This is a genomic window from Streptomyces sp. NPDC048644 (assembly GCF_043199105.1).
Lineage (GTDB): Bacteria > Actinomycetota > Actinomycetes > Streptomycetales > Streptomycetaceae > Streptomyces.
The window spans coordinates 235,244-258,991 of the sequence record NZ_JBICVO010000002.1 but is presented as its reverse complement, the minus strand read 5'-3'; the positions used below and the strand labels follow the sequence as shown (position 1 = coordinate 258,991).

The following is a 23,748-nucleotide window of genomic DNA, read 5'->3' as shown; positions in this document are numbered from 1 at the left end:
GACGAACAGAGGTGAGGCGCAGATGACACAGCCCTTCAGGCTTCCGGAGTTCTACGAGCCGTATCCGGCACGGCTCAACCCGCATCTGGAGGCGGTACGCAGCCATTCCAAGGCGTGGGCCCGTGAGATGGAGATGATCGAAGGGTCGGGTATCTGGGACGAGCGTGACTTCGACGCCCATGACTACGCCCTGCTCTGCGCCTACACCCACCCGGACGCGCCGGCCGCGGAGCTGGCGACGGTGACCGACTGGTACGTGTGGGTCTTCTTCTTCGACGACCACTTCCTGGAGAGCTTCAAGCGGAGCCAGGACATGGCAGGGGCGAAGGCGTACCTGGACCGGCTGCCCGCCTTCATGCCGGTCGACCCCGTCGCCGCCGGACCCGAACCGGTCAACGCGGTGGAGCGCGGTCTGGCCGACCTGTGGCAGCGCACCGTGCCCGCCATGTCGCAGGACTGGCGGCGCCGCTTCGCCGAGAGCACCCAGCACCTGCTCGAAGAGTCGCTGTGGGAACTGGCGAACATCCAGGTCGGCCGGGTCGCCAACCCCGTCGAGTACATCGAGATGCGCCGCAAGGTCGGCGGCGCCCCCTGGTCCGCAGGGCTCGTCGAATACGCGGCGGGAGCCGAGGTCCCGGCCGCGGTGGCCGCCAGCAGGCCCCTGCGGGTGCTGAAGGACACCTTCTCCGACGCGGTGCACCTGCGGAACGACCTCTTCTCCTACCAGCGGGAGATCGAGGAGGAGGGCGAACTGTCCAACGGCGTCCTGGTCTTCGAGAAGTTCCTCGGCTGCACCACCCAGCAGGCGGCCGACGCGGTCAACGACCTGCTGACCTCCCGGCTCCACCAGTTCGAGCACACCGCGGTCACCGAACTGCCGCCGCTGTGCGCGGAGTACGCCCTGGACCCGGCCGCCTGTGCCGACATCGCCGCGTACGTCAAGGGGCTCCAGGACTGGCAGTCCGGCGGCCACGAGTGGCACCTGCGCTCCAGCCGCTACATGAACGACGCCGCGTCATCGGGTGCGGCAGCGCACCCCGGCGGGCTGTCCGCTCAGGGTGCCCGCGTACTGGGCGGCCCGACGGGTCTGGGGACGTCGGCGGCCCGGATCGCCGCCTCGCTGGCGGCCACGATGCCGGCCAGGGTCAGGCGCCACACCCACGTGCCGTTCCAGGTCGTCGGAGCGGTCGCCATCCCCGAACTGCACATGCCCTACACCACCCGGCTCAGCCCGCACCTGGCCGCCGCGCGCGAAAACGTCGTGGGCTGGGCGCATCGGATGGGCATGCTGGACGGCCTGCCCGGCACCACCGGGTCCGCCTCCGCCTTCCCCGAGCCCGGCATCTGGGACGAACACAAGCTCCGCGCCTTCGACTTCGCACTGTGCTCGGCAGGCATCCACCCCGACGCGTCCCTGGACGAACTCGACCTCACCACGGGCTGGCTCACCTGGGGCACCTACGGGGACGACTACTATCCCGCGGTCTTCGGACGTACCCACGACCTGGCGAGCGCCCAGCTCTGCACCGAACGGCTGTCGGCCTTCATGCCGGTGGACTCCGCGGGCGACGTGCCGCCACCGGCGAACGCACTGGAGCGCACGCTGGCCGACCTGTGGGCCCGTACGGCAGGACCCATGACCGTCGCGGCCAGGCGCACCTTCCGCCGCACCATCGAGGACATGACGGACAGTTGGCTGTGGGAGCTGGCCAACCACCGGGAGAACCGCATCCCCGACCCCGTCGACTACGTCGAGATGCGCCGCAAGACCTTCGGCGCCGACCTCACCATGAGTCTGTCGCGCCTCGGGCACGGCAGGACGGTCCCGCCCGAGATCTACCGCTCCCGCCCGATCCAGGCCATGGAGAACGCGGCGGCGGACTACGCGGGGCTGCTCAACGACCTGTTCTCGTACCAGAAGGAGATCCAGTTCGAGGGCGAGGTCCACAACGCGGTCCTCGTCGTCCAGAACTTCTTCGACTGCGGCCTCCAGGAGGCCATCGGCGTCGTCAACGACCTGATGACCTCCCGGATGCGCCAGTTCGAGCACATCGTCGGCGTCGAACTCCCGGCCCTGTTCGACGAGTTCCGTCTCGGCACCGCGGCCCGCGCCACGCTGACCGGTTACGCGGAGGAACTCAAGAACTGGCTCGCCGGGATCCTCACCTGGCACCAGGACTGCCACCGCTATGAGGAGGCGGAACTCCGCCGCCCCGTCGGCAGCCCGGTGCGCCGCCTCGCGGGACCGCGGGGCCTCGGCACCTCCGCCGCCCGCATCGGCAGGAGCACGCGGGTGCCGGTGCGGTGAGACCGGTGCGGATCCGCGGGCCCGGCAGGGCCTTACGGATCCGCACCCGCGGCCGGTCCCGGCAGCCGTCGCGGCACGGGGCGGGACGGCTACTGGCCGGCCGGGGCCAGCGGCGGGGGACCGGGCCGGGGTGCGGGCGGCGGCTGGTGAACGGCCGCCGCCCACGCCGCGAGCAGTTGCTCGTACTCGGCCTGTTCCTCGGGCCCCAGGGGCCGGCCTGCCCGGTCGGACATGAACGCCCTGATTTCGGCGTTCACGTCGGCCAAGGACCGGGAAGGAACCGGTCGCGATGCAGGAGTCGGGCACATGATGTGCATGGTATGTGGAGATTCGGTAAGAGGCCCAGTGGATATCGCGCCGAAGTGCATCGGCAATAACCGGCCTCGCTCACCGGCCCTGCCGATGGACCCGTCTCCCGCGCAACGAGCGACGCCCTAGAATGAGCGCTCCGGACGGACGGGGAGCGGCAGTGGTGATGGGCATCGAAGGCGAAGGCGGCACGGCGGACCCGTCCGCCGAGGTGCTGACCGAGGCAGCCGCGATGTTCGGGCTGCTGGCATCGCCCCCGCGGCTGCACATCGTGTGGGCGCTCGCGCAGGGGGAGAGCGACGTCAGCGGGCTCGCCGAGCGGATCGGCGGGGCGCTGCCCGCGGTGAGCCAGCACCTGACGAAGCTGAAACTCGCCGGACTCGTACGGTCCCGCCGTGAGGGCCGCCGGGTCGTCTACCTGGTCGACGACCCCGACGTCGTGGCGGTGGTGCGACTCCTCGTCGTGCAGCTGGCCGCCCGCGCCGGGCAGGCACTTCCGGCACCGCTCCGTGACGTCGGTGCCTGAGACATCCGAGGCGACCGGAACCGGCCCACCGTCCCGCGATCAGGCGCGGACGCGGCCGGTCACCGACCTGCCGGCCGACTCCGGAGCGAGCGGACCGGCCGCGCTCACCACCCACCACCTGATGCGGCTGCTGGACAGCGGGCCGCGCGGCCTGACCGAGCAGCAGGCCGACGAACGGCTGGTACGCGACGGTGAGAACACCGTCCCCGCCTGGCGGCCGATCTCCTGGCCGCGGCGCTTCCTTCGCAGCGTGCGCGACCCGTTCACCACGGTCCTGCTCTGCCTCGGCCTGGTGTCGGCGGCCGTCGCCTCCTGGGGCACCGCCTGCGTGATCCTGGTCCTCGTCGTGGTCAGCTGCGTCCTGCGCTCCGGCGGCGAGCACCACGCCAGCCGGTCGATGGCCGCACTGCGCGAGATGGTCGCCACCACGGCGTCCGTCCAGCGGCGCACGGGCGAGGCAACGCCGCCCGTGGCACGCGAGATCCCGGTGGAACAGCTCGTCGTCGGCGACGTGATCAGGCTGGGCGCGGGCGACCTCGTCCCGGCCGATGTGCGGCTGCTGCGGGCGAGCGGGCTGACCGTGCACCAGGCGGCGCTGACCGGCGAGTCCGTACCGGTGCCGAAGTACGCCGTCGACGATCCGGGGGGCGGCGACGCGGAGCCGGAGCCGGGGCACATGTGCTTTCAGGGCAGCAGCGTCGCGTCCGGGAGCGGGACGGCGCTGGTCGTGGCCACCGGCGCGGCCACCCGGTTCGCCGCCGCCTACCGCGGCGCCGCGCGGCGCCGCGGCGAGACGGCGTTCGACCGCTCGGTCCACGGCATCGCCTGGACCCTGATCCGCTTCATGCTGCTGACCCCGCCGCTGGTCCTGATGGCCGACGCCGCGGTGCGCGGGCGAGGGCTTGAGACCCTGCCGTTCGCGGTCGCGGTGGCGGTCGGGCTGACCCCCGAGATGCTGCCGGTCATCGTGACCGCCGCGCTGGCCAGGGGCGCGTCCGCGCTCGCCCGCACCAGCGCGGTGATCGTCAAACGGCTGCCCGCGCTGCACGACCTCGGGGCGATGGACGTCCTGTGCCTCGACAAGACCGGCACTCTGACGCAGGACCGGCCGGTGGTGGAACGGACCGTCGACGCACGCGGGTGCGCCGACCCCGGCGTGCTGAGCTGGGCGGCCGTCAACAGCTTCTGGACCCTCGAACTGGCCGAACTGCCCGCCCCCGACTCGCTGGACGAGGCGATCCTGGACGCCGCGGAAGAACACGGCGCCGACCCCTTGGCGTACGAGGGCGTGGCGGCCCTCCCGTTCGACCCGGCCAGGCGGCTCGCCACCGCCGTCGTCCGCCGCCCCGGCCGGCACGGCACCCGCACGCTCGTCGTCAAGGGCGCGGCCGAGGACGTCATCGACCGCTGCGGGCGGACCGCCGTCGACGGCGTGGAAGACCGGCTCGACGAGGCCGGGCGGGCGCGGCTGCTCCGCTTCGCCGCCGACGAGGCGGCCGGCGGCCTGCGCCTGCTCGCTGTCGCGCTCGCCGAACGGCCCGCCCGCAACGGCCCCTACCGGGACGCCGACCTGCGCGGCCTGGTCTTCATCGGCTTCGTCGCCTTCCGCGACGCCCTCGCGCCGTCCGCCGCCGACGCGCTGGGGGTCATCGCCCGGCGCGGCGTGACGGTGAAGGTGCTCACCGGCGATCACCCCGGTACCGCGGCGCGGGCCTGCCGGGATCTCGGCCTGGAGCCGGGCGAGGTCCTCACCGCCGACCGGCTCGGCCATCTGTCGGGGAAGCCGCTCGCCGAGGCCGTCGAAGGCGCCACGGTCGTGGCCCGCTGCACGCCCCGGGACAAGGCCCGCATCGTGGCCGCACTCCGGGAGAGCGGCCGGACCCCAGGCTTCCTCGGCGACGGCGTCAACGACCTGCCCGCGCTGCACGCGGCCGATGTCGGGATCTGCCCCCGGGGAGCGGTGACCGTCGCCCGCGAAGGCGCCGACGTCGTGCTCGCCGAGAAGGACCTCACCGCCATCGACCGCGCGATCACCGCCGGGCGCCGCAGCAGCGGCAACATCGCCGCCTACCTGCGCATCACCCTCTCGTCCAACCTCGGCAACGTCATCGCCATGCTCTCCGCCGGCCTGCTGCTGCCGTTCCTGCCGATGCTGCCGGCCCAGGTCCTGGTGCAGAACCTCTGCTTCGACGCGGCCCAGCTCGCCTTTGCCTTCGACCGCCCGGCGCCCGCCGCGGTCCGCAGGCCGTCCGCGCTGCGCCCGCGCCCCTTCCTCCGCTTCATCACCGCCTTCGGCCTGCTCAACGCCACCGCCGACCTGGCCACCTTCGCGGTACTCGCCTTCACCCTGCACACCACGGCGGGTTCCGGCGCCCCTGAGGTGTTCCACGCCGCGTGGTTCACCGAGAACCTCCTGACCCAGGCGATGGTGATGCTGCTGCTCCGCGGCGGGCGCCGTGCGGCGGAGGGCCGTACGGCGGGCCCGATCCAGATCGCCGTCACCGCCCTCGCGGTGATCGGCGTCCTGCTCCCGCTCTCGCCGCTGGGCCCGCTGCTGGAGATGGCGCCGCCGCCCGCGCTGTACTACCTGCTGCTGGCGGCGGTCCTCACGCTGTACGGCGCGGCGCTGGCGGCGGTCAGGGCCAGGTACGCGCGCCGCGAGGGCTGAGCTTGTGGAGACGTTCCCGCGTTTCGGCAGCGCTGGGCTCCGTCAGCGGCAGCGCTGCCGAGTTGCGGATCCGCGCTGCCGAGCCCGAGCTCAATCGGACGGCGCGACCGGGGACCACATGCCGAACCACTGCTCGGCGCCGTAGGCATCGAACCGCTCCACCTCGATGAACCCCAGCTTCGCCGCGAGGCGCATCGAGCGGACGTTGGCGGTCTGGGTGGCGAGCACCACTGGTTCGACGAAGGTGCCCCGTTTCTCTGGTGAGCAGGATCTGGCCGATCATCGGGCCCGTCAGCGATCAAGACTCGCGGACTGATCAACCCGCCGGCTCTGGCCCCGCCCTCACCAACAGACTTGCCTTGCCCGGCCCGTGCGCCGAACCCCACCAGACTCCGACCCTCACCAGTCGTCACCCCCGAAGCCGCCGCCGCTGTCACCGAAGCCGCCTCCGAAGTCGGCGGGATCGAAGCTCGCCCCGGAGAAGTCCCCGCCCTCGGTGCCGCTCTCCCCGTACGGGGAGTCGGCGAAGGCGGACGGGGCGCTGAGGAATGAGCCGAGCACGGTGCCGGCGACAAGACCGGTCAGCATGCCGCCGCCGAAATAGCCGCCGGCCCACGGTGTGTAGGCGGGCCCGGCGTTCCAGTAGGGCTGTGGTCCTTCCGGCGTCTGCACCGTGCGGGCCTGCGGCTCCTCGCCGGCGGACAGGCGGGTGGCGTCCGCGGTGCAGGCGGGCACGGTGCGCGGTGCGCCGCCGGTGGGCGCCCACTGCACGTCGACGGTGGACGGGCCGTGCCGCGGGTCGAAGAAGCAGGGGGCGCGGCGGACGGGCAGCGGTTCGCCGATGCGGCGCGAGGCGAGGGTCGCCAGCGCGAACCGCCCCTCGTCCAGCGCCTCGGTCACCGCCCGTACGTCCTCGGGGCGGCGCGCGGCGTCCATCGCGGACTTGGCGGTCTCGTACGCGTCCAGCGCGTGGGTGTAGTCCTGCCGCATGGCGTCGTCGGCCCCGGGCTCGGACGGATGGAAGTCGAGTCGTTCGAGCGCCTCGCCGAAGGCGGTGATGTCCTCGTCGACCACCAGCCGCAGGGCCTTGAGTTCGGCCTGCTCCCGCTCCTCGCGCTTCTTTCTGGTCCTGCGGTACAGCGCGTAACTGCCCGCGCCTGCGGCCACGATGATGGCGCCGCCGATGAGCAGCCCGCCCACGGAGTTCCTGTCGGTGTCGTCGTCGGCGTCCTCGCTCCACGAGGCGGGCGCGTGGCCGTGTGCCTGGGCGGCGGCCTGTCCGGCGAATTCGTCCACCGTGGCCCGGGTGTCGCCGGTGTGGGACCGCCGCGCCGCGCCCTTGAGGTTGGTCACCGCGTTGTGGGGCAGCACCTGCGGGTCGGCCCCGGCGTTGAAGCCGTCGTCGCCGAGGTGCACGGCGTACACACCGGCGATGCCGACCTTGGTGCGCAGGTCCTGGAGCAGGGTGCGGCGGGGGAACTCGGGCGCGTCCGGCAGCACCGCGACGAACACCGGCCGGTCCGCCTCCCTGATCTTCTTCGCCAGGGCGTCGGCGGCGGCCTCGGGGAACTGCCCGCCGACCCGCGGGTCGACGTACACCGGGCCCTTCTTGAGGGCGGCGGCCACCGCGTCGAGACCGCCCGCGGCGTGGGCGGGCCGCGGTACCACGGCGGCTGCGGCCACCAGTGTGAGGACGGCCAGGAAAACGGCCGGCAGGAGCCTGGGCAGCAGCGCCCGGCTGAGGGCAGACATGGACGGATCTCCTTCAGGAATGCGGGAGTTTGACGGCTGGGCCTAGCCGTACGACAGGTCCGAGCACGGGTTGTCGTCGGCGGAACGGGCCTTCTTGGCCAGGTCGGGCGGCACTTCGGTGGTGGAGGGTGACGGGCCCGCTGCCGGGGCCTGTGCGTAGGAGGTGCCGACGGTGACGTCGATGCCGGGGGTGGTGGCCTGCCGGGTCGTCGAGTCGGGGAAGAGGCGCGCGACGGTGTGGGCCTGGTCCTCCTGTCCCGGACCGTAGGCGATGACCGTGGTGGCGAGGTGCTGGGCCGAGGCGGTGGTGGTGCGGTCGACGGTGAAGCCGGAGCCCTTCAGTTCGTCGGCCGCGCGGGCCGCGAGCCCCGTGACGGTGGTGCCGTTGTAGACGCTGACGCTGATGCCCGCGCCTGACACCGAGGCGCTGGGGCTCGGATCGCCCTTGCCGCCGTCGTCCGCGTCCCCGCTCTTGTCCCCCCGGGCGTCCTCGCCGTCGATGGTGCGGTCCGCCCGCAGCGCCGCCCACAGCTGGTCGGCCTCCGGGTGCACGATGGCGACCCGCGCGCCCTGGTAACGCCAGGGCAGCGTCACGAACTTGGTGTTGTGCAGGTCGATGTCCCTCAGCTCCATCGCGAAGGAGATCAGTTTGTTCGCCGAGCCCAGACCGGGGTCGACGGTCAGCGACTCGGTGGCGGCGGTGGCCAGCGGCAGCAGCGCGGCCGGGTTCATCCCCTGCGACTTGACCTTCTTGATCAGGCTGGAGACGAACGCCTGCTGGCGCTTGATGCGGCCGATGTCGGAGCCGTCGCCGATGCCGTGCCGCAGGCGTACGTAGTCCAGGGCCTTCTGCCCCGAGACGGTCTGCGGTCCCTTCTTGAAGATGACCTTGCCGAGCGAGCCGCGGTTGGGGTTGAGATGGCCCTGGCGGACCTCGTTGGGCAGGCACACCGGGACGCCGCCGACGGCCGATGTCATCTTGGAGAACCCCTCGAAGTCGACCACCATGGTGTGGTCCACCCGCAGCCCGGTCAGCTTCTCGACCGTGTTCTGGGCACAGGCGGGATTGCCCTTCGGTGTCTCGCCGATGGTGAACGCGACGTTGAACATGGTGTCGGGCTTCGGCCGGCTCCACTGCCCGTCGGGGAGTTTGCACGCCGGTATGGTCACCAGCGTGTCCCGCGGTATGGAGACCGCCACGGCGTGCTTGCGGTCGCCGTAGACGTGCAGCAGGAACGCGGTGTCCGAGCGCCCCACCGCCCCCTCGCCGCCGCCCAGTTTGCTGTTGCCGCCCGAGCGTGAGTCCGAGCCGATGACCAGCACGTTGCTGCCGCCGGTCCCGGCGGCGGGCCGGTCGCGGCTCACCCCGTCGGCGCCGAACGTGGTGATCTTCCCGTCGAGGTGGACGTAGAACCACCCGGCGCCGGCGGCGAGCAGTACGAGGAACGAGACCACGGTGATCGCGGCTATCCGGACCTTGCTTCGCTTGCGCCGCCGCCCTCGGGCAGGCCCCTCGCCGCTGCGGCGTCCCACTCGTGCCGTATGGCTGCCTGTCACGTGTACACCCTCATCCGTGCGGGGTTTCTTGCAGGGGAAGGCGGCTGGCACCGCCTTGGTTATACAGTTGCGCAATGTAGCAAGTGAAATCCGGGGCCGGTTCCTGCGGGACGCCGGTCCACAACGAACTGGGAGGCGGGCACACGATGCTGCGCAACGGACTTGAGCCCTGGCACCTGCTGATCGTGGCGCTTGTGGTGATCCTGCTCTTCGGCTCGAAGAAGCTCCCGGACACCGCTCGCGCCCTGGGTAAATCGCTGCGGATCCTCAAGAGCGAGACCAAGGCCATGAAGAGTGACGGCACGGAACCGGCGGCCACGTACGAGTCCGGCGAGCCGGCGCGTCCGGAGCCGCACACGATCCACGCCATGCCGGGCGGTCCGGTCACGGGGCGCTCCGATGGAGTGGCCGATCCGGGGGCGTTCGGTTCCGGTGCGACGCGCGCGGGCGCCGGGCACCCGTCGCCGGAAAATCCGGAACGCCAGGAACGTCAGGAAACCGTGAACCGCCCCGGGGGGCACGCTTTCTGACGTTCCGTCATGAATGGCCTGATACGGGCTGCTCCCCGCCGGGCGCCGACCTGCTTCCGTCCATGGGTAATACTTTAGATATTGCGCAAGCAGGGAACCATCATGGAGGGCACCTCGACGGTTCCGCACGACGCCGGAGGGCTTGCCGTCCGGTCACCCATCGCAGGCAAGAGGAGAAGCAGCACCATGGGCGTCAGCCTCACCAAGGGCCAGAACGTCGTCCTCAACCAGGACGGCACCCCGCTCGCGGATGTCACGGTCGGCCTCGGCTGGGACGCCCGGCCCGTCGGGGACCGGGACGTCGACCTGGACGCCTCGGCAATAATCTGCGGCCCCGGCCAAAAGGCCGTGTCCGACCGGCACTTCATCTTCTACAACAACCTCGCGAGCCCCGACGGCGCGGTCCGCCACACCGGAGACAACACCACCGGTGACGGCGAAGGTGACGACGAGCAGATCCTCGTCGACCTCGACCGGCTGGACGCGCCGGGCGCCGAGGTCGAGCAGGTCGTCTTCACCGTCTCGCTGCACGACGCCGAAACGCGCGGCCAGAACTTCGGCCAGGTCGACGACGCCTACATCCGCGTCGTCGACAACCTCACAGGCCGGGAGATGTGCCGCTACGAACTCTCCTACGACGCCGCGGGCGAGACCGCCATGGTCTTCGGCGCCCTCTACCGCCGCGGCGGCGAATGGAAGTTCCGGGCCGTCGGCCAGGGCTACGCGTCCGGCCTGGCCGGCATCGCCACCGACTACGGGGTCGACGTTGGCTGACACCGGCGCCGCCCCACTCGCCCGCCCCTCTTCACCCGACTCGGGGGAACACGTGTATGAGCCCATCCGCTTAAGAGCGGAGGACGGACCCGACTTCGAGCAGCTGCTGGACCGCGCCCTGCGGACCCCGGAGGTCACCGACGCGCTGCGCCGCTGTGACGAGGGTGTCGACGCCGGGCAGTTGCGCGCCCAGGCGCTCGGTTCACAAGCCGCCATCGCCGCTGCGGCAGCGGCGGAGTACCGGATCTATCTCGCGCTCCGTACCGCCGGCGCCCGGCCTGGCCCCCTGCCGCATCGGCCCGGCCGGACGGCACGGGCCACCGGCGGACTGCTGCCCGCGCTGGGCGTGCTGGTGCCGGGACTGGCGGCCACCGCCGCCGCCATCTTCCTGCTCATCGGCTTCGGGCTACGCGCCGTCGGCATGTCGTCCCACCTCGCGGACGAGCTGGTGTTCGCCGGGGTGACGGCAGCCTGCATCGCGGCGGCGGCGACGCTGGCCGGGCTGTTCTGGATGCTCGTCGTGGCGGCGCGCAACCGCTCGGTGCCGGACGGCGGCGCCGAGCAGGACGCCCATGCGGCGCTGGTGCGGGCGCGTGAGGCGTGGCACGGTGCGCTGCTGGAGCGCGGCGTGCTGCCGTTCCTGCTCGGAAGGCTCGATACCGCACTCCCGTCCAAGAGCGCGGGCCCGGTCACCGGCCGGGTGCTGCCGGTGACCGGTGTGGACGACGCGAGGACGGCGGGCGCGGGCGACGGCCATCGGCGTCGGCGCGGCGGGCCCGGCTACAGCGCGCCCGACTTCGCGAGCCCCGACTTCAGCAGCCCGGACTTCACCGGGCCCGAGGCGCCGAGCCGGGAATGACCGGGCCGCGAGGCGGCAGGCGGCCGGCCTTCCGGCGGGGTGGGCGGCCGTGCGGCGGGCGGCGATGGACGGCCGCCTTCCTACTCGGCCGCCGGGGCCCGCTCGTCCTCGGGCACCGAGATCACCCAGTGCGTCGCCTGCCGCGGGCGGAGATAGGCCACCCAGTACAGGGCGGCCACGGCCACGATGACGCCGGTGATGACCAGGCTCTGGGTGCTCTGCTGACACAGCACCCACACGAGCACCGCGACGAGGGCCACCGGGACCACCGGCCACAGCGGCATGCGCCAGGCCGCCCGGTGCTTGTGCGCCCCGCGGCGGGACACCAGCGCGCCCAGCGCGACGAAGACGTACATCGCCGCGACCGCGACGCCGGTCACCTCGCTCAGGGTGTCGAGGTTGACGAAGCACAGGGCCGCACCGGGGATGCCCACGCCCAAGGTTGCCGCCCACGGTGACCCGAAGCGCCTGCCGACGTGCGAGAAGACGCGGTTGACCCGGTCCGGCCAGGCCGCGTCGCGGGCCGACGAGAAGACCACACGGGAGTTCTGGATCACCATCACGATCGCGGCGTTGATGATGGCCAGGGCGATGCAGAGGCTGACGAAGGTGCCGACACCCGAGTTGCTCCAGCCCGTCACCATGCCGGCGACGTCACCGGCGCCCAGGGTCGCCAGGTCCGGTGCGCCCAGCGTGATCGCGACCACCGGGATCAGGACGATGGCCGCGCCGATGCCGAGGGTCCACAGCACGGTGCGCGAGACGTTGCGGCGCGGATTGTCCATCTCCTCGGCGAGATACACGGCGGTGGAGAAGCCCTGGAGGATGAAGAGCGCGGTGGCCAGGCCCGTCACGATCAGGCCCGCGGTGACCGCGGTGCTGTGCCCGTGCCCCGCGTCGATCACGGGATGGATCAGCACCGAAGCGGGCCGGCCTGCGTGCCCGAAGCCGAGGAACGCGACGACCGCGCAGGCCACCACCTCAAGCACCAGGAAGATGCCGGTGATCCAGGCGTTGGCACGCAGGTCGAGCAGGCCCATGGCGGTCGCCAGCAGCATGACGGCGGCGGCGGTGAGCTGCGGATCCAGATGCACGAGCGGGGCCAGGTAGTCGGCGGTGCCCAGGGCGATGATCGGCGGAACGATCATGACGACGATCAGGGACAGCACGAAAACCAGCCACCCGGCGAGCCGCCCCATCAGCGTGCCGACCATGGCGTACTCGCCACCGGAGCTGGGCACCAGCGTGCCCAGCTCGGAGTAGGTGAAGGCGACGCCTATGCACAGCAGGGCCGCGACGGCGATGGTGAGCGCGGTCCCGGTGCCCAGGGTGGCGAACGAATCCGGCACGATCACGAACAACGACGACGCCGGTGTCAGGCAGGACAGGGTGAGCAGCGTGCCGCCCACCACCCCGATGGAGCGGTTCAGCTGGGGCGCTTCCCCGTCCGGCGCATGACGTGAATCCCGCTCGGGCGGCGTGGAAGCAACGGGTGCGGTGGGCGTCTGGGTCATCCGTGTCCCATCAGTGCTGGCGGCAGGAGGGGGCATCCTTTGGGGGGAGAGTGCCTCGAAACGGCCTTCCGGTGGATCGAGGGCGTCGCTTCGGTGACCGAATACAACCGCTGCCCGGCACATACGTCAAGGTCTCGTAAGGCTTCGCAGGCAACGAAATCCGTTGATGGGCGCCCGTCTTGAGGTCCTTATCCGTGCAGAGGATGTAAGACGCACGCGGAATCGGTTGCACTGCTGCCGTGTGGCCGGTCGCTTCGGATTCCTCCGTGGCCGGAACCAACTGCACGGCGCCGGAGTGTGAGTTCGCGATCCAGGCGGGTTCAGCGGGTGTCGTCCGGTGCGGGGACGCGGCCGGTCGGCTCGGTGCCAGCCGTCGGCAGGAAGACGCCGATGAGGTACTTGTACAGGCCGGCGCCGAGCACACCACCGATCAAGGGGCCGATGAGGGGCACCCAGAAATAGAGATTGCCCCACTGGTCCCGCCAGGCACCCCGGTAGCCGGTGAGGAAGCTGGCGAGCCGGGGCCCGAAATCCCGCGCCGGATTGATCGCGTAACCGGCGTCGGTCCCGAATGCCATACCGATCGCAACCACGACAAGACCGATGACGAATGCCGCCATATTGGCTCCGGGCGGCGTGTTCAGCAGGTCGGTGATCGCGAAGATGAGAAGCAACAGCAGGGCGGTACCGATCACTTGGTCGCGGAATGCGCCCCACTCGTGAATGCCCGCCGTGGTCGAGCCGTTCCCCGGCAGGGTGGAAAAGACGAACTGCGTCTTGAGGGAATGTGCCGGATCCGCCCTGGCCAGCACCTCGGTGTAATTCCAGCGCACCAGGAGCGCGGCGACGAAGGCACCGGCCGTCTGCGCGAGCGCATAGGGCACGACCTTGGCCCAGGAGAACCCCTTGAAGACCGCGAGTGCCAGCGTCACGGCCGGATTGAGGTGGGCGCCGCTGATCCGCGCCGCGACGTAGACACCGAGCGTGACGCCAAGCCCCCAGGCCCAGGCGATGCTGTCGTGGTCACCCAGACCGCCCTTGGGATCGGTGAGGGCGCCCCCGGCCACCACCTGGGCGACCACGCCGCACCCGAAGAGAATGAGCACCATCGTGCCCAGGAATTCCGCGGACATCTCGCGGATGATCCGGGACTGGGGAACCGGTTCGCTCATGGGATTCGGCGTCTCCTCGATGAATTCGGGGCCCGGCCTGCTCGCGTCGAGGCGTCCGCAATGATCGTCATTGCACCCCGGACCATCGCGCCACCCGGAATCCGTCCGGCCAGGCATAAATGATCCGGCCGGGTGGCGCGGCTGCGCCGTACGAGTTGCCGCACGGCAGAGGGAATCCCCGCCGACGTGGCGGCCCGCGAGCCACCCGAAAGCGAGGATTACGGTGCACAATCGCGGCGGAAGAAATCCCGCGACCCCCGCCCCCGCCCCCGCCGCCGCTCCCGGCGCGAAAAGAGAGCTGCCCGTGTCTCTGCTACTGACCCTGCTCGGCGGACTGAGCGGCGCCGCGCTCCGCTACGGCGCGGAACGCGGACTGCGCCGTAGCGGCCGTGACCTCGCCCGCTGGATCCCGTTCGCCCTGAACGCCGCGGGATGCTTCCTGCTCGGCGCCCTCGCGGGATGGGCGCATCTGCACCGGATGGTCAGTGGCCTGATCCTGCTCGCCGGCGCCGTCACCGCGTACAGCGTCGCCGGTGACGACAACGGGCGCCCGGTGCTGGGCGGCCGGCGCGGGCCCGCACTGCGCCACGTCCTGGCCGGGTGGTGCGTCGGCCTGCCCGCCGCGGCCATCGGCGCCTTCGTGACCCTGAACTGACGCCGCCCGCACGGCCGTTACGGGCGGGCCGCCCGCGCCGCCGACAGCCCGCCGACGCCTCTATGCGGCGGTGATGTCGATGCGGGCGTCATCCCGGGACACCTCACGCGGCAGCATCGCCACCATCTTCGGGTTCAGGGACCTGTCCCAGTACTGCCGGCCCGCATACCGCCCCGTGGACCATGACGGGAGAGTGAACGCCGGGCCCCGGTCATCGGCCGGAGTGAGCCGCCACAGCTCGTTCGGCGGGAACCGCGGCGGGAGGCCGGGCAGCGCGAGCAGCGGCCGGACCGTGAGCTGCTGGTCCTCCCCGTCACCAGGCGCCACCAGCCCTCCTTCGCCGGGCTCGGCCTCCACCGTGTGGACGTTCTGCCCCACGTGCGGCTGCCTCCTGATGATCCAGCGGGCGGTCCCGGGTGTGTCCAGCAGCCGTGCGTAGAGCCGCCCTTGGATCACCACCGCCGGAGCGCCGCCCACCGCGAGGATGACCTGCCGGTTACCCGTTCAACGAGGGCGGGGGCGGTGGGTGACCGACGCGTGCGGCGGCGCCCGGACAGGCCCGGCCCCGCCGTGACAGGTATCGCCGGCTGCCGCACCGCGCAGCCCACGGCACATCCGTCGGGACGCCTTCATGATTTCGACCATGTCGAAGACTTACGAACGCATCGACGGCCGGCTGCGCTCCTTCATCGAGGAGCAGCACATCTTCTTCACCGCCACCGCCCCCTTGGGAGGCGACGGCACCGTCAACCTCTCGCCCAAGGGCGTGACGGGATCATTCGCCGTACTCGACGACCGCACCGTGGCCTACCTCGACTTCGCCGGCAGCAACGCCGAGACGATCGCGCACCTCCGCGAGAACGGCCGCATCACCCTGATGTGGTGCGCCTTCACCGGCCCGCCCAACATCGTGCGCGTCCACGGCCGTGGCGAGCCGGTCTTCCGCGACGACCCGCGCTGGGACGGGCTGATAGCGCACTTCCGGGACATCGACCCGGCCCCGCACGGACTGCGGGCGGTCATCGTGGTGACCGCCGAACTCATCCGCGACACCTGCGGATACGCCGTCCCCTTCATGACCTACGACGAGGACCGCCCGCTCCACAGGTCACGCTTCGAGCGGGAGACCGACGCGTCGCTCGACACGTACTTCCACAAGAAGCCGCACATCGCGGCCAGCATCGACGGCCTGCCGGGGCTCCCCCTGCCGCTGCCCCCGCTGCCCGCCACGCACCGGGACTGACGGGCCGACGGCCGCCGCACGGTTCACCGGCGCCCGCACCCCGTCGCCGTGGCCCACCTTCCGTACCGGAGCGAAGAGTTGGTGCCCGAGGGACATGTCACGGCGGATGACGGGCATGGGGGTGGGTGACGGAGACCGAGCAACCGGCGGGAGCCACAACATGCGCCACACCGGAACGATCACGATGGACACCGCACACCTGGCGGGGCAGTACGCGCCGGAGACGGACGCCTTCGACGACCCGGTGGCACTGCCTCGCATCGAATCCCCCCGGACCGTCGCCCCAGCCGACGCCCGTGAGCTGTCGCGGTTGTTCTTCGAACGGCTCACGGTGCTGGAGGAGGGGACGCACGAGTATCAGTACGCGCGCAACACCCTCATCGAGATGAACCTGTCGCTGGTGCAGTACGTCGCACGCCGCTTCCGCAGCCGGGGGCAGGAGACGGACGACATCGTGCAGGTCGGCACGATCGGCCTGATCAAGGCCATCGACCGCTTCGACACCTCGCTGGAGAACGAGTTCACGACCTTCGCCGTCCCCTACATCAGCGGTGAGATCAAGCGGTTCTTCCGTGACACCACCTGGTCGGTGCGCGTGCCGCGCCGGCTCCAGGAACTCCGCGTCGACCTCGCCCGCGCCCGCGAGGAACTGGAGGGCGACGGCGTCCACGAGCCCGGCGTCGCCGACCTGGCGAGCCACCTCGGCCTGAAGGAGGAAGAGGTCAACGAAGGGCTCGTCGCCTGCAACGGTTACGACTCCGACTCCATCGACCGGCCCGTCCACACGCGGGGCAGGCAGCAGGCCGGGCTCGTCGCCGATCTCATCGGCCAGGAGGACCCGGCGCTCGCGCTGGCCGAGGACCTGCACGCGCTCAAGCCGCACCTCGCCAGGCTCGACGAGCGGGAGCGCACCCTGATCCGGCTCCGCTTCGGCGAGGAGATGACCCAGTCGGAGATCGGCGCGGAACTCGGCCTGTCCCAGATGCACGTCTCCCGCCTGCTCAGCCGCGCCTTCAGCACCCTGCGCGATGGCCTGCTGGCCGAGGAGTGAGCGACCGGGCCGGTCACCCTCGCCCGGTGCTCACCGGGCGAGGGTGGCCAGCAGGATCTTGCCGCCGCACGGGCGCGGCCGGATCGTGATGTCGCGGGCCAGGCTGCGCACCATGGGCCAACCGAAGCCGCCCGTCCGGCCCGTGAGGTCGGGACGGCGCTCCTGCGGGTGCGCGGGGCTGGGGTCCTCGACGCCGACCAGGATGCTGTCGAGATCCGCGGTCAGGTGCAGGGCCGTGACGGCGCCCGCGTGCCGCAAGGCGTTGGCGACCAGCTCGGACACCAGCAGGAGCAGGTTCTGGACGGTGGGCGCGGGCAGCTCGGGGCTGAGCGCGGCGACGAAGCCGGCGGCGAAGTCGCGGGCGTCCGCCGCCGTCCCGGGACGGCAGACGGGCAGGGCGGACCGGGCCGTGTGATCGTCCGTCGCAAGCTCATGCATCAGCGTCTTCACCCCTGTCGGCGGGGCCTCTCGTTCGGTTGCTTTCCCCCAGGCGTCCGCCTGCGTTCCAGGTCCGTCTACCCAGCGGAATCCGGGTGAAAAGGATGTGTGGCAGGCGCCCGTGAGAGATCCCCGGCACCGCCGTTCACGGGAGGTCCCGAACGGGACGGTGTGCGGCAGGGCCGGGATGTCGTCGGTGTCCAGAATATCGGTGCGCCGGGCCGCCGTGACGCCCGGCCCTCGGACAGGTCCGCCGGGTCGCCGGGCCGTCGGCCCGGCGCGGGAGAGGCCGTCATCGGCGCCGATGCGGGGAACGGAACCGGGTGCCACACTTGTCGTGCCGGCGCCGAGGCGGGTGGCGCACGCGGTCCGACGCGGGCGGGCGGTCCGCGGCCTGCTGGATCCGCGCCTCGCACCGGCGCAGACCCATGACCGCGACACCATCGGCGGGCCCGGATCAGCCGGTGGTTTCCCCACGCGTGGAGCGGACTTGTGATGCCTGATGGAGGGCAGTGGGACAGCGCCCTGTTCCAGGGAACCGCGGCCTACTACGAGCGCGGCCGGCTCCCGTACGCACCCGGATTCGCCGGGACACTGGTCACGGCCCTCGGTCTGGACGGCCGGGGCAGAATCCTCGACGTCGGCTGCGGACCCGGCACCGCGCTGCTTGCGTTGGCGCGGTACGTCACCGAGGCGGTCGGCATCGACCCGGACGCGGACATGGTGGCCGAGGCCGAGCGGCAGGCCGAACGTCGCGGGGTGACCAACGCGCGCTGGGCGGCGGTCTGCGCCGAGGACCTGCCTGCGGGTCTTGGCGAGTTCCGCGCCGTGGTGTTCGCCAAGTCCTTCCACTGGACGGACCGCGAGCGTGTCGCGGCCACCGTGCGGGAGATGCTGGAGCCGGGAGGCGCGTTCGTCCACATCAGCGACCTCGACGTGCCGCCCGACGCACCGACGCCGCTGCCGTGGCCCGCGCCCCCGTACGACCGGATCGGCGATCTGGTGCGCCGCTACCTGGGCCCGGTGCGCCGCGCGGGGCGGGGAGTGCTCGTCAACGGCACGCCGGACCGGGAGGACCTGGTCCTCGCTCGGGCCGGGTTCGTGCACTGCGAACGGCATGTCGTGGCTGCCGGGGGCGTGGCCGACCGCACCACGGACGACATGGTGGCGTGGGTGTTCTCCCGCTCCAACTGCGCGCCTCACCTGTTCGGCGACAGGCTGCCGGACTTCGAGCGGGACCTGCGCGCGGTGCTGCGGCAGGCGGCACCCGGGAACCGCTTCGCCGAACGGCTGCCGGCGACCGGCATCATGATCTGGCGCAAGCCCGAGCGGTGACACCGGGCGGGCGGACCGACGGCCGGTCCCGGGCCACGGGCCTGCCGGCGCCCGCGCCGGGCGGACCGCCGACCGCGGGCGTAATGTGGATCCGACGACCTCCGTGACCAGGGGCTTTTGTGAAGGCGGGCCCGGCCGACGCGCGTCCGGCGGGGCTCCGTACCGCCGCCGCGCGCACCCGATCCGCAGCATCCCGTACGCATCCTCAGCGTGCAGACGAGGAGGCAGTGCCATGCGACTCTCGCTCCTGCGGCCCGTCATCGATCGGACCGGCCCGTGGATATCCGTATACGCCGATGCCTCCTACGGCTCGGAAGACGCCGCCGCGCAGCAGGAGTTGTCGGCGAAGGCCGTCACGGACCGGCTGTTCGAGCTGGGTGCGGACGAGGCCACCTGTGGTGCGGTGCACGCGGCGCTGGTCACGCCGCCCGGCGGCGCGTCGGCCGCGGGCCGTGGCCGGGCGCTGTTCGCCGCCAACGGCGAGGTGGTGCTCGACCAGCGGCTTCCCGGGCCGCCCGTCGGCCCGTTCGCCACGTGGTCGCATCTGCCCCGGCTGACGCCGCTGCTCGAAGCCTTCGGTGACGACCCCGTCTGCCTCCTCGTGCACGTCGACCGGACCGGCGCCGACTTCGCGGTGCGGGACGACCACGGGAGCCGCGGCGCGGGCCGGGCCCACGGCACACCAGCGGCGGACTGGTCCGAGCGGCACTTCCGGACGCGGCCGGACAACACCTGGGAGCGGAACGCGGGCGAGATCGCCGCCGCGGCCGGTGCGGCGTTCGACAGCTGCGGGGCGGAGATCATGCTGCTGACCGGTGACGCACCCGAGCGCCGCGCCGTGTTCGACGGGCTCCCCGAACCGCTGCGTGCCGTGACCTACGAGACCGAACACGGCGGGCGGGCGCCCGGAGCGGAGAGCGAGCGGGTGGCGCGGGACATCGCCCAACTGCGGGCGGCCCGCGAACAGGAGCACGTCGATGAGGTGCTGGGGCGCTTCAAGGCGAGTGCCGGGTCCGAGGCAGGCGCAGCCCCCGACGCGGTGGCCGGCGTCGCCTCGCTCGTCGGCGCGGCGCGGGAGCACCGGATCGACACGCTGCTCATCAGCCCGGACGGCCCGGACGTGGGCAACGAGGTCTGGGTGGGATCACGAGCCGACCAACTCGCCGTCCACGGTTCGGAGTTGCATCGCCTGGGCGAGGCGCACCCGGCCCCGGCGCGCGCCGACGACGCGCTGGTGTGCTCGGCGGTCGCGGACGGCGCGGAGGCCGTGGTCATCCATGACGCCACGCAGGCACCGGCCGGCGGCCTCGGCGCCCTGCTGCGCCGGACGGGGTCAGCGCGGGGCTGAAGGGCGCGGCGCCCGGGGCGCGGCACGGTGGACCGCCTCGCCCGGTGGTCAGCGGGCGAGCCGGGGGAAGAGGGTTTCGGCGCTGCCACGGTTGATCGCCTCGGCCTGGCCGGGGGTGAAGTCGGGGTACGTCTCCAGGAAGTGGTTGTAGTAACTGCCGGCCTCCTGCGGGGCGAAGGGCCAGTCGCTGCCGTAGAGGACGTGCCCCGGCTCGGCGAACGCCAGCAGCGCGGGCAGCGCGCTGGGGCCGGCGGCCAGCGCGGTGTCGAAGTGGAAGCGCTTGAGGTCGCGGATGACGTCGTCGGCGGTGCGGCCGGTGTCGGTCACGGTCGAGGTCAGTCCGGCGAACCGGTAGGCCGCGTACGGCAGGAAGCCGCCGCCGTGCGACAGGATGACCCGCACCTTCGGGTGCCGGCTCAGTACGCCGTTGAGCAGCATGTTCAGGGCGGTGCGCGTGGTGTCGAAGACGTAGTCGACGAGCGGTGCCGGGGTGCCGGGGAGCAGCGCCATCGGGGGCTGCGCGGGGTGCACGAACACCACCGCCTCGCGCCGGTCGAGCTCGGCCCACAGCGGCTCGAAGTCCGGGTCGCCCAGGTAGCGGCCCCGGGCGTTGGACATCAGCACCACGCCGTCGGCGCCCAGGGTGTCCAGCGCGTAGGCCGCCTCCTCCAGGGCGCCGTCCACGTCCGGCAGCGGCACGGAGGCGAAGGAGCCGATCCGGCCGGGGTGGTCCTTGGCCATCTCGGCGCCGTACTCGTTGACGGCACGGGCCAGGGCGCGGGCCTCGGCGTCCTCGCCTCCGAGGTGCACACCGGGCGAGGTGACGGACAGGACGCCGGCGGCGATGCCCTGCTCGTCCATCATCGCGAGCGCGCCGGCCGCGCTCCAGGCCGGAACGGCCCAGCCGCCGGAGTCCAGGCCACGGGCTTCCAGGGCCGCCGCCCAGACGGGCGGAACCAGGTGCTGGTGAACATCGATGCGCGCGGGCAGGTCCATTTCATTGCCTCGCTATCAGTTAGCTTGCTAATGATTTCCTTGAGTAAGCTAACGGTCATGGAGGGAAGACACAACGAGGCCCAGGACGACAATGCGGGACCGGAGGCGTCCGGGGCATCGGCCGCCGGGGTGGACGAGCTGGCGCAGGCCGCCGACGCGCTCTTCTACGCCATGCGCCGCGCCCGCTCGGTCGCAGGTCAGGCGGGGTCCGGCCTGACCCTGGCGCAGCTGGCCCTGCTCGAACCGCTGGCGACGGATGACGAACTGCCGGTCGGCCGGCTGGCCGCCGCCGCCGGGGTCAGCGTCCCCACCGCCACCCGGATGCTCCAGCAGCTGGAGAGCAAGGGCAGCGTCACCCGTCACCGCTCGCCCGCCGACGAACGCCGGGTCCTGGTCGGCCTCACCGAAGAAGGGCTCCGCCAACTGACGGACGTACGCGCCCGGTTGCGCGAACGCCAGACCAGGACCCTCGCCCGGATCCCGTCCGGCGAACGCGCTCGGCTCACCCGCCAACTGCACGACCTGGCCGAAGCGATCACCGCCCTGGACGCCTGACGGGCAGCGGAACGGGCGCGTAGCTCGCCGAACTCCCGGCCCGCGGGCGCGAGATGCGGCACATGCGCTCTGTTGACATGCCAAAACCCGGTCGCTTTACTCCATGCAACGTCAGAGTTGATCACTCGGCGTCAGAGGTACGCCCAGCCGGTAACGCGGTCCATGAGCCGTCAGTCCGGCCTGAGTCGCCAGGATCCGCACGGCGCGTGCGGAGTCCGAGGCGGGGCCGTGCCCCCACACTGCGGAGCTGAAGATGCCCCACATCCCCCGTGTCAGGTCGCGTGGACACCTGCCCGTGGCAGCGGCCGTGGCGGCGGCGGTGATCACCCCGCTGTTCGCCACCCCCACCGCGAGCGCCGCGGCCCAGGCTGTGACCCTCCCGCCGGCCCACGCCGGCTTCGACTACCAGATCAACCAGCCCTACGCACCGCCCGCCGGGGTGCAGGTCGTCAGCCGCGACCACACCGCCGCACCCGCGGCGGGCCTCTACAACATCTGTTACGTCAACGCCTTCCAGGCCCAGCCGGGCGCCGAGAAGGAGTGGGGCGACCTGCTGCTGCGGGACGCGAACGGCGACATCGTCTACGACGGCCGTTGGGGTGAGGCCATGCTGGACGTCCGCACCGACGCGAAGCGCAAGCTGATCGCCGCCAAGGTGAACTCCTGGACCGACACCTGCGCGGGCAAGGGCTTCGACGCCGTCGAGCCCGACAACCTCGACACCTTCGACCGTACCGATCTGATCAGCGAGGACGACGCCAAGACATTCGTCAGGCTGCTCGCCGACCACGCCCACGACAAGGGCCTGGCGATCGCGCAGAAGAACGCCTCGGGGCTGTCCGCCGACCACAAGGAGACGGGCCTCGACTTCGCCGTCGCGGAGGAGTGCGGTGAGTGGAACGAGTGCGGTGACTACGCCAAGGGCTTCGGCGACCACGTGATCGTGATCGAGTACGAGGAGAAGTACCTCAAGAAGACGTGCGCCGCCTTCGGCGACCGGCTGAGCGTCGTGCTGCGCGACGTCGACGTCTCCGCCCCGGGCGACGACGCGTACGTCCGCAAGACCTGCTGAACCGGCCCGCCCGGATGACCTGAACCGGCGTGGTGCACCCCTCGCTTCCGGAGCGGCGCACCACGCCCCGCAGCGGCCGGGCCCGGCACCTGCTCGGCTCTCCCCATGTCGCGGGCGGCGCGCTTTCGGCGTGAAGTGGTGAGGGGAGCGGCCATGACCCCCGGGCGGCCGGGAGTGGTCAGGAACCTTCAGCGCTCGAAGACCGATCCGGCCGGGCACGGAAACAGGAGGCTGACGCCATGCCGACCGCGGAGTACGTCGCTCCCGTGCCGGGCGCTCCGTGCTGGGTGAGCCTGTCGACTCATGATCTGGGCAGCGCGCAGGACTTCTACGGTCCGGTGCTCGGCTGGACCTTCAGGCCCGGCAGCCTCGGCGACGACTTCTCCGTCGCGCTCGCCGAAGGGCAACCGGTGGCGGGCCTGGGCGCCGTCGCGCCGAAATGGCACCTGCCGGTCGTCTGGACCCCGTACTTCGCGGTCGAAGGCGCCGACGACACCGCGGCCCGGATCAGGGAACGCGGCGCCACCGTCGCCGTCGGCCCGCTCCGCCTGGGACACGGACGGGTGGCCCTGGCTGCCGACCGCGACGGCGCCAACTTCGGCTTCTGGGAGGGACGCACCCCCGCCTGGTCCGTCGGCCACGGTAGCGCGCCGCCACTCCTGGAACTGCGCACCCGCGACGCCTTCGACGCGGCGATCTTCTACGCGGAGGTCTTCGGCTGGGCATCAGGACACCCGGGCGGTTGCGACGTCGTGTACGCGGACGAGGAGGTCGTGGTGAGCGAGGGCGGCCGTACGGTGGCCACGCTGCGGGGCGGCGGGGTCGAATCCGCCCCCGACCCGCATGTGCGCCCGCAGTGGCACATCCACTTCCACGTCGCCGACGTCGAACGGACGGCTGCCGCCGCGGCTGCCGCCGGCGGCTTCGTGCTGCCGCTGCCGCCCACCGTCGGCACGTCAGGACCGCAGGCGGTCATCCGCGACCCGGACGGCGGGCTGTTCACGGTCTCCACCCCGTAGCGTGCGCAAGCCGTCACGGGCCGTCCGGGTGGCTGCCGGGCGCGGACGGGTCCACGCTGAGAAGTGC

General features: G+C 72.0%; 22 protein-coding genes and 1 pseudogene. 14 read left to right on the top strand and 9 right to left on the bottom strand.

What is annotated here, in order from left to right; genetic code table 11:
* The first annotated feature begins 22 nt into the window (after window positions 1-22).
* On the top strand, window positions 23-2,308 hold the full coding sequence (locus ACGFNI_RS05280) for a family 2 encapsulin nanocompartment cargo protein terpene cyclase (RefSeq protein WP_393680763.1): 2,286 nt from the start codon (window positions 23-25) through the stop codon (window positions 2,306-2,308).
* Window positions 2,309-2,397: 89 nt separating this feature from the next.
* Here the strand turns inward: ACGFNI_RS05280 and ACGFNI_RS05275 are convergent, their stop codons facing one another.
* Window positions 2,398-2,565 (bottom strand): hypothetical protein, encoded by a 168-nt coding sequence (locus tag ACGFNI_RS05275; protein WP_393680761.1) that lies wholly within the window; start codon window positions 2,563-2,565, stop codon window positions 2,398-2,400.
* Between the two features lie 182 nt (window positions 2,566-2,747).
* Between ACGFNI_RS05275 and ACGFNI_RS05270 the strand changes: the two genes are divergently transcribed.
* Together ACGFNI_RS05270 and mgtA are read left to right on the top strand one after the other, a co-directional pair.
* Entirely contained in the window at window positions 2,748-3,143 is a 396-nt protein-coding gene (locus tag ACGFNI_RS05270; protein ID WP_393680760.1) for an ArsR/SmtB family transcription factor, read from the top strand.
* Entirely contained in the window at window positions 3,127-5,811 is a 2,685-nt protein-coding gene (mgtA, locus tag ACGFNI_RS05265) for a magnesium-translocating P-type ATPase (RefSeq protein WP_393680758.1), read from the top strand. The genes ACGFNI_RS05270 and mgtA overlap by 17 nt, the downstream gene beginning before the upstream one ends.
* 90 nt (window positions 5,812-5,901) lie before the next feature.
* Here the strand turns inward: mgtA and ACGFNI_RS05260 are convergent.
* The 3 genes and pseudogenes from ACGFNI_RS05260 to ACGFNI_RS05250 all read right to left on the bottom strand — a co-directional run.
* A pseudogene (locus ACGFNI_RS05260) lies at window positions 5,902-6,048 on the bottom strand (GNAT family N-acetyltransferase); the annotation flags it as partial.
* Window positions 6,049-6,210: 162 nt separating this feature from the next.
* Entirely contained in the window at window positions 6,211-7,563 is a 1,353-nt protein-coding gene (locus ACGFNI_RS05255) for a hypothetical protein (protein WP_393680756.1), read from the bottom strand.
* 42 nt (window positions 7,564-7,605) lie between these two features.
* Window positions 7,606-9,120, bottom strand: coding sequence for an LCP family protein (locus tag ACGFNI_RS05250; RefSeq protein WP_393680754.1), 1,515 nt, complete (start codon window positions 9,118-9,120; stop codon window positions 7,606-7,608).
* Between the two features lie 83 nt (window positions 9,121-9,203).
* On the opposite strand from ACGFNI_RS05250, the gene tatA reads away from it, so the two are divergent.
* From tatA to ACGFNI_RS05235, 3 genes are all read left to right on the top strand, one after another.
* Window positions 9,204-9,650, top strand: a complete 447-nt coding sequence (tatA, locus tag ACGFNI_RS05245; RefSeq protein WP_393680752.1) for a Sec-independent protein translocase subunit TatA — start codon at window positions 9,204-9,206, stop codon at window positions 9,648-9,650.
* 186 nt (window positions 9,651-9,836) lie between these two features.
* A complete protein-coding gene (locus ACGFNI_RS05240; RefSeq protein WP_393680750.1) occupies window positions 9,837-10,424 on the top strand; it encodes a TerD family protein in 588 nt (195 codons plus the stop codon).
* 52 nt (window positions 10,425-10,476) lie between these two features.
* A complete protein-coding gene (locus tag ACGFNI_RS05235; RefSeq protein WP_393680748.1) occupies window positions 10,477-11,283 on the top strand; it encodes a hypothetical protein in 807 nt (268 codons plus the stop codon).
* Between the two features lie 80 nt (window positions 11,284-11,363).
* Here ACGFNI_RS05235 and ACGFNI_RS05230 read toward each other — a convergent pair whose 3' ends face one another.
* Both ACGFNI_RS05230 and ACGFNI_RS05225 read right to left on the bottom strand, forming a co-directional pair.
* Window positions 11,364-12,797, bottom strand: coding sequence for an APC family permease (locus tag ACGFNI_RS05230; protein WP_393680747.1), 1,434 nt, complete (start codon window positions 12,795-12,797; stop codon window positions 11,364-11,366).
* Window positions 12,798-13,117: 320 nt separating this feature from the next.
* Window positions 13,118-13,969 carry an MIP/aquaporin family protein gene (locus ACGFNI_RS05225; RefSeq protein ID WP_393680745.1) on the bottom strand — a complete coding sequence of 284 codons (852 nt, stop codon included), beginning with the start codon at window positions 13,967-13,969 and terminating at the stop codon, window positions 13,118-13,120.
* A gap of 304 nt (window positions 13,970-14,273) precedes the next feature.
* Between ACGFNI_RS05225 and ACGFNI_RS05220 the strand changes: the two genes are divergently transcribed.
* Window positions 14,274-14,624, top strand: a complete 351-nt coding sequence (locus tag ACGFNI_RS05220; RefSeq protein WP_393680743.1) for a hypothetical protein — start codon at window positions 14,274-14,276, stop codon at window positions 14,622-14,624.
* Window positions 14,625-14,684: 60 nt separating this feature from the next.
* Here the strand turns inward: ACGFNI_RS05220 and ACGFNI_RS05215 are convergent, their stop codons facing one another.
* Complete coding sequence (locus ACGFNI_RS05215; RefSeq protein ID WP_393681446.1) at window positions 14,685-15,110, bottom strand: I66 family serine proteinase inhibitor; 426 nt, start codon at window positions 15,108-15,110, stop codon at window positions 14,685-14,687.
* Between the two features lie 157 nt (window positions 15,111-15,267).
* Between ACGFNI_RS05215 and ACGFNI_RS05210 the strand changes: the two genes are divergently transcribed.
* Complete coding sequence (locus tag ACGFNI_RS05210) at window positions 15,268-15,867, top strand: pyridoxamine 5'-phosphate oxidase family protein (RefSeq protein ID WP_393680741.1); 600 nt, start codon at window positions 15,268-15,270, stop codon at window positions 15,865-15,867.
* A gap of 160 nt (window positions 15,868-16,027) precedes the next feature.
* Window positions 16,028-16,918 carry a SigB/SigF/SigG family RNA polymerase sigma factor gene (locus ACGFNI_RS05205; protein WP_393680739.1) on the top strand — a complete coding sequence of 297 codons (891 nt, stop codon included), beginning with the start codon at window positions 16,028-16,030 and terminating at the stop codon, window positions 16,916-16,918.
* A gap of 30 nt (window positions 16,919-16,948) precedes the next feature.
* Here ACGFNI_RS05205 and ACGFNI_RS05200 read toward each other — a convergent pair whose 3' ends face one another.
* The gene (locus tag ACGFNI_RS05200) at window positions 16,949-17,356 is read right to left on the bottom strand and encodes an ATP-binding protein (RefSeq protein WP_393680737.1); all 408 of its coding nucleotides are present in this window, start codon (window positions 17,354-17,356) and stop codon (window positions 16,949-16,951) included.
* A gap of 495 nt (window positions 17,357-17,851) precedes the next feature.
* Here ACGFNI_RS05200 and ACGFNI_RS05195 point away from each other — a divergent pair, with 495 nt between their 5' ends.
* A complete protein-coding gene (locus ACGFNI_RS05195; protein WP_393680736.1) occupies window positions 17,852-18,691 on the top strand; it encodes a class I SAM-dependent methyltransferase in 840 nt (279 codons plus the stop codon).
* A 232-nt stretch (window positions 18,692-18,923) separates the two neighbouring features.
* The gene (locus ACGFNI_RS05190) at window positions 18,924-20,039 is read left to right on the top strand and encodes a hypothetical protein (protein WP_393680734.1); all 1,116 of its coding nucleotides are present in this window, start codon (window positions 18,924-18,926) and stop codon (window positions 20,037-20,039) included.
* A gap of 48 nt (window positions 20,040-20,087) precedes the next feature.
* Here ACGFNI_RS05190 and ACGFNI_RS05185 read toward each other — a convergent pair whose 3' ends face one another.
* Window positions 20,088-21,035 (bottom strand): amidohydrolase family protein, encoded by a 948-nt coding sequence (locus tag ACGFNI_RS05185; RefSeq protein WP_393680732.1) that lies wholly within the window; start codon window positions 21,033-21,035, stop codon window positions 20,088-20,090.
* Window positions 21,036-21,092: 57 nt separating this feature from the next.
* Here ACGFNI_RS05185 and ACGFNI_RS05180 point away from each other — a divergent pair, with 57 nt between their 5' ends.
* The 3 genes from ACGFNI_RS05180 to ACGFNI_RS05170 all read left to right on the top strand — a co-directional run bounded on the left by ACGFNI_RS05180 (window position 21,093) and on the right by ACGFNI_RS05170 (window position 23,681).
* Window positions 21,093-21,590 (top strand): MarR family winged helix-turn-helix transcriptional regulator, encoded by a 498-nt coding sequence (locus ACGFNI_RS05180; protein ID WP_393680730.1) that lies wholly within the window; start codon window positions 21,093-21,095, stop codon window positions 21,588-21,590.
* Between the two features lie 253 nt (window positions 21,591-21,843).
* On the top strand, window positions 21,844-22,662 hold the full coding sequence (locus tag ACGFNI_RS05175; protein WP_393680728.1) for an endo alpha-1,4 polygalactosaminidase: 819 nt from the start codon (window positions 21,844-21,846) through the stop codon (window positions 22,660-22,662).
* 239 nt (window positions 22,663-22,901) lie between these two features.
* Window positions 22,902-23,681, top strand: a complete 780-nt coding sequence (locus tag ACGFNI_RS05170) for a VOC family protein (RefSeq protein WP_393680727.1) — start codon at window positions 22,902-22,904, stop codon at window positions 23,679-23,681.
* The last annotated feature ends 67 nt before the right edge of the window (window positions 23,682-23,748 follow it).

Excerpts from the sequence above, each read along its gene's own strand:
- ACGFNI_RS05255 (WP_393680756.1), bottom strand. The coding sequence starts at position 7,563 with ATGTCTGCCCTCAGCCGGGCGCTGCTGCCCAGGCTCCTGCCGGCCGTT.
- ACGFNI_RS05185 (WP_393680732.1), bottom strand. The coding sequence starts at position 21,035 with ATGGACCTGCCCGCGCGCATCGATGTTCACCAGCACCTGGTTCCGCCC.
- ACGFNI_RS05170 (WP_393680727.1), top strand. The coding sequence starts at position 22,902 with ATGCCGACCGCGGAGTACGTCGCTCCCGTGCCGGGCGCTCCGTGCTGG.
- ACGFNI_RS05190 (WP_393680734.1), top strand. The coding sequence starts at position 18,924 with ATGCGACTCTCGCTCCTGCGGCCCGTCATCGATCGGACCGGCCCGTGG.
- ACGFNI_RS05270 (WP_393680760.1), top strand. The coding sequence starts at position 2,748 with ATGAGCGCTCCGGACGGACGGGGAGCGGCAGTGGTGATGGGCATCGAA.
- ACGFNI_RS05205 (WP_393680739.1), top strand. The coding sequence starts at position 16,028 with ATGCGCCACACCGGAACGATCACGATGGACACCGCACACCTGGCGGGG.
- ACGFNI_RS05195 (WP_393680736.1), top strand. The coding sequence starts at position 17,852 with ATGCCTGATGGAGGGCAGTGGGACAGCGCCCTGTTCCAGGGAACCGCG.
- ACGFNI_RS05210 (WP_393680741.1), top strand. The coding sequence starts at position 15,268 with ATGTCGAAGACTTACGAACGCATCGACGGCCGGCTGCGCTCCTTCATC.
- ACGFNI_RS05225 (WP_393680745.1), bottom strand. The coding sequence starts at position 13,969 with ATGAGCGAACCGGTTCCCCAGTCCCGGATCATCCGCGAGATGTCCGCG.
- ACGFNI_RS05230 (WP_393680747.1), bottom strand. The coding sequence starts at position 12,797 with ATGACCCAGACGCCCACCGCACCCGTTGCTTCCACGCCGCCCGAGCGG.
- ACGFNI_RS05280 (WP_393680763.1), top strand. The coding sequence starts at position 23 with ATGACACAGCCCTTCAGGCTTCCGGAGTTCTACGAGCCGTATCCGGCA.
- ACGFNI_RS05180 (WP_393680730.1), top strand. The coding sequence starts at position 21,093 with ATGGAGGGAAGACACAACGAGGCCCAGGACGACAATGCGGGACCGGAG.
- ACGFNI_RS05240 (WP_393680750.1), top strand. The coding sequence starts at position 9,837 with ATGGGCGTCAGCCTCACCAAGGGCCAGAACGTCGTCCTCAACCAGGAC.
- ACGFNI_RS05200 (WP_393680737.1), bottom strand. The coding sequence starts at position 17,356 with ATGCATGAGCTTGCGACGGACGATCACACGGCCCGGTCCGCCCTGCCC.
- ACGFNI_RS05175 (WP_393680728.1), top strand. The coding sequence starts at position 21,844 with ATGCCCCACATCCCCCGTGTCAGGTCGCGTGGACACCTGCCCGTGGCA.